The sequence below is a fragment of the Streptomyces hainanensis genome (assembly GCF_004348415.1).
GTDB classification, from domain to species: Bacteria; Actinomycetota; Actinomycetes; order Streptomycetales; family Streptomycetaceae; genus Streptomyces; species Streptomyces hainanensis.
Window position 1 is genome coordinate 1 of sequence record NZ_SMKI01000614.1, and the last position, 3,781, is coordinate 3,781.

A 3,781-nucleotide genomic window follows, 5' to 3' on the forward strand; every position below is an offset into this window, starting at 1 on the left:
GGGCCGGCCTGGGGCGGGGTCCGGGACTGCGGGGACTTCGGGCCGATCGCCCCGCAGTCGGCGGAGCTGCCGGGCGCGCCGGTGTGGCGCCCCGGCGACGAGGACATCCTCACCGTCAACGTGTGGGTGCCCGACGGCGCCGGCGGCGGGTTGCCGGTGTTCTGCTGGTTCCACGGCGGCGCCCACACCTTCGGGTCGTCCGCCCAGCCCGACTTCGACGGGGCGGCCCTGGCCCGCGCCGGGTTGGTCGTGGTCAGCTGCAACTTCCGGGTCGGCTTCGAGGGCTTCGGACACGTTCCCGGGTCTCCCGACAACCGCGGGCTGCTCGACCAGGTCGCCGCGCTGCGTTGGGTCCGGGAGAACATCGCGGCCTTCGGTGGCGATCCCGGGAACGTCACCGTCGCCGGGCACTCCTCGGGGGCCGGCTCGGTGGCCTGCCTGATGGCCATGGGGCGGGCCCGGAAGCTGTTCGGGCGGGCCGTCGCCCACAGCGTGCCGAGTGCCCACTTCACCGTCGAGCTCGCGGCCGCGGTCACCGGGCGGATCGCGGCGGCGGCCGGGGTGGCCGCGACGGCGGCGGGACTGCGGTCCGCGCCGCCCGAGGCGCTGGTGGCCGCCGCCGACCGGGTCGTCGCCGGCTGCGGAGACGACCCCGTGGCGGCGATCCACGCCTTCGACCCGGTGATCTTCCAACCCGTCGTCGACGGCGAGGTGTTGCCCGCCGACCCGCTCCGCGCGCTCGCCGCCGGGGCGGCGCGGGAGGTGGACCTGCTGGTGTGCCACGCGCTGGAGGAGTACTGGTTCCTGCACGCGGTGGGGGCCGTGCGGGAGGTCACCACCGAGGCGGAACTCGCGGAGTTCGCCGCGGCCCTCGACCTCCCGGCCGACCTGGTCGACGGCCACCGGGCGTCGCTGCCGGACGCCCCGGTGCTCGACCGCTACCTGGCGCTCTTCGGCGACGCGCGGTTCGGCGCGTACGGCACCCGCCTCGCCGAGCGGCACGCGCGGGCCGGCGGCCGGGCGTTCCTGGCCCGCTTCGCCCGCCGGCGCGGGGCGGCCAGGCCGTGGCACGGGGCGGACGTCCCCTTCGCCTTCGGCAACCTGGACGCCGTCGGCGCCGACTTCCTGATCGGCGGTGCCCCCGACGAGGACGACCGCGCCCTGTCCCGCCGCATGCTCCGCTCCTGGGCCGACTTCGCGGCCACCGGCGACCCGGGCTGGCCGGCCGTCACCGCGGACGCCACGCCGGTCAGGTCCTGGGCCGTTCCCGGGGACCGGCTGGTCGCCGACGACACGTCCGCGCTCCGCACCCGGTGGCGCGACGTCCGGTTCGACCCGCTGCGCCCCGGCCGGGTGGCCGGACCCGACGGCGCCGGGCCCAGCCGGGCGGGCCGGGCCGGCTGACGACGGCGACCGGCCCCCGGTCCCGTGGGGCACGAGGCGGCCTCGGCGGCGCACCCACCTTGATAGGCAAGTCGCGACTTGCCTATTGTGGGGGGCGTGGTGGACGATGTCTTCAAGGCCCTGGCCGACCCGACCCGCCGGCGCATCCTCGACGAGCTGGTGGAGCGGGACGGCCAGACCCTGTTCGAGATCTGCGCGCGGCTGGTGACCAAGCACGGTCTGGGTCTCTCCCGCCAGGCGGTCAGCCAGCACCTGGCCGTGCTGGAGTCGGCGGGGCTGGTCGTCACCCGGCGCCAGGGCCGCTACAAGTTCCACGACCTCGACACCGCGCCCCTGGAACGCGCCATGACCCGATGGCTCAGGCCCGACACCCCGGAGAGCTCCCCATGAAGATCTACGTGACCAGCGTCTTCGTCGAAGACCAGGAGAAGGCGCTGCGGTTCTACACCGACGTGCTGGGCTTCGTGAAGAAGCACGACGTGCCGCTGGGCGGCGAGGCCCGGTGGCTGACGGTGGTCTCGCCGGAGGCACCCGAGGGGACCGAGCTGCTGCTCGAACCCTCCGGGCACCCCGCCGTCGGCCCCTACAAGGCGGCGCTGGTCGACGACGGCATCCCGGCCGCCTCCTTCGCCGTGGACGACGTCGCGGCCGAGTTCGCGCGGCTCCGCGCGCTCGGGGTGGAGTTCACCCAGGAGCCGCTGGAGATGGGGCCGGTCACCACGGCGGTCCTGGACGACACCTGCGGCAACCTCATCCAGATCGTCCACAACGCCGGCGCGTAGGGGGCGGCCGGCCTACCGGTACTCGGACGCGTCGGCGTCCTTCCCGCCCTGGACGACCTCCATGATGTACGCGATCGCGTCCGGCTGGGAGCCGTCCGTGTCGGTGAAGCCGTACTCGCGGGCCAACTGGCCGCTGGACACCGACTGGCCGTTCCAGCGGGCCACGTCCGGGTCGCTGGCGAGGGCCGCCGCCGCGCGGCCGATGAGCGTCGGGGACTCGGAGATCGCGAAGTGCGGGTCCTTTTTGATCCCGTCCCGCCAGTTCTCCTCGGTCACCTTGAAGTGGGTGTCGAGCATCGCCTCGGACCGCAGCCAGCCCGGGGTCAGCGAGACGGCGGTGCAGCCCAGCTCCCGCAGCTCCTCACCCAGCGCGTACGCCATCCGGATCGGCGCGACCTTCGCCAGGTCGTAGAAGAAGCTCTCCCGGTAGCGGCGGTTGAACTCCTTGGTGCCGTCCGTCACCTCGATCACCAGGCCACCGGGCCGCCGCGTCAACAGCGCCAGCGCGTGGTGGGCGGTGATGATGTGCGTCTCGACGCCGAGCCGCAGCATCCGCAGCCCGCCGTCCAGGTCGAGGTCCCACATCCGGGTGGCGAACGCCAGATCGAGCAGGTGGTCGCCGCCCCAGACGTCGTTCACCAGGACGTCCAGCCGACCGCGCTCCCGGTCGATCTGGTCGACCAGGGCCTTGACCTGCTCCGACTCCAGGTGGTCGGTCGGCACGGCGACGCCCTCACCGCCCGCCGCGGTGACCAGTTCGGCGGTCTCCTCGATGGTCTCGGTGGCCCGGCCCACCTCGCTGACCGTCGACCGGGTCGTCCGCCCGGTCACGTAGACGGTGGCCCCGGCCACGCCGAGCTCGACCGCCATGGCACGCCCGGCGCCCCTGGTCGCCCCGGCCACCAGCGCGATCCTGCCCGTCAACGGCTTGTCCTGCTGCTTCACGCACGTTCCTCTCGTGTCGTCGTTCCGACGGATCCCACGCTCGCAGGGAAACCCGACATCTCCTGTCCGGCTTTCCCGGCGTGCGTCCGGACGCCGTAACCGGGATCCTGTTGTCGTGATGGACGAAACAGGCTTCTGGGAGATCATCGACAGCACTCGGGACGCGGCGGGCGGCGATCCCGAGGCGCACGCCGACCTGCTCGTCGAGCGGCTGGCCGAACTCGATCCGGAGGCCGTCGCCGACTACGCCCGGCACTTCGAGTCGCGCTTCGGCCGCGCCTACCGCTGGGACGTGTGGGGCGCCGCCTGGGTGCTGCTTGGCGACGCCGGGGACGCCGCGTTCGAGAACTTCAGGTGCTGGCTGATCAGCCAGGGCCGGCACGTCTTCGAGGGCACCCTGCACGAGCCCGACGCGCTCGCCGAGCTGCTCGGCCCCGAGGGCTTCGACCGGCGGGCCGACGGCGACGCCGAGGACGTCGGCTACGCCGCGTACGACGCCTACGACCGGCTGACCGGCGCCGAGCTGCCCGACCTCGGCCTGCCGGATCCGCCGCGCGAACCGGAGGGCGTGCCCGTGGACTTCGCGGACGCCGAGGCGATGGCCGCCGCCTACCCCCGGCTGTGGGCCCTGGCCCTGTCTCTTATACACA

General features: G+C 73.9%; 5 protein-coding genes. 4 read left to right on the plus strand and 1 reads right to left on the minus strand.

The annotated features are described in order from the left end of the window. The 3 genes from E1283_RS33505 to E1283_RS33515 form a co-directional block, all read left to right on the plus strand. Positions 1-1,404: carboxylesterase family protein (locus E1283_RS33505; RefSeq protein ID WP_132821934.1), on the plus strand; the 1,404-nt coding region annotated here is incomplete at its 5' end. Between the two features lie 96 nt (positions 1,405-1,500). After that, complete coding sequence (locus E1283_RS33510) at positions 1,501-1,794, plus strand: ArsR/SmtB family transcription factor (protein ID WP_132821935.1); 294 nt, start codon at positions 1,501-1,503, stop codon at positions 1,792-1,794. Continuing rightward, positions 1,791-2,186: a VOC family protein gene (locus E1283_RS33515; RefSeq protein WP_132821936.1), complete on the plus strand. Its 396-nt coding sequence runs from the start codon at positions 1,791-1,793 to the stop codon at positions 2,184-2,186. The genes E1283_RS33510 and E1283_RS33515 overlap by 4 nt, the downstream gene beginning before the upstream one ends. A 12-nt stretch (positions 2,187-2,198) precedes the next feature. Here the strand turns inward: E1283_RS33515 and E1283_RS33520 are convergent, their stop codons facing one another. Continuing rightward, positions 2,199-3,131 carry an SDR family oxidoreductase gene (locus tag E1283_RS33520; protein WP_243745283.1) on the minus strand — a complete coding sequence of 311 codons (933 nt, stop codon included), beginning with the start codon at positions 3,129-3,131 and terminating at the stop codon, positions 2,199-2,201. Between the two features lie 118 nt (positions 3,132-3,249). On the opposite strand from E1283_RS33520, the gene E1283_RS33525 reads away from it, so the two are divergent. Next, positions 3,250-3,781: DUF4240 domain-containing protein (locus E1283_RS33525; protein WP_132821938.1), on the plus strand; the 532-nt coding region annotated here is incomplete at its 3' end.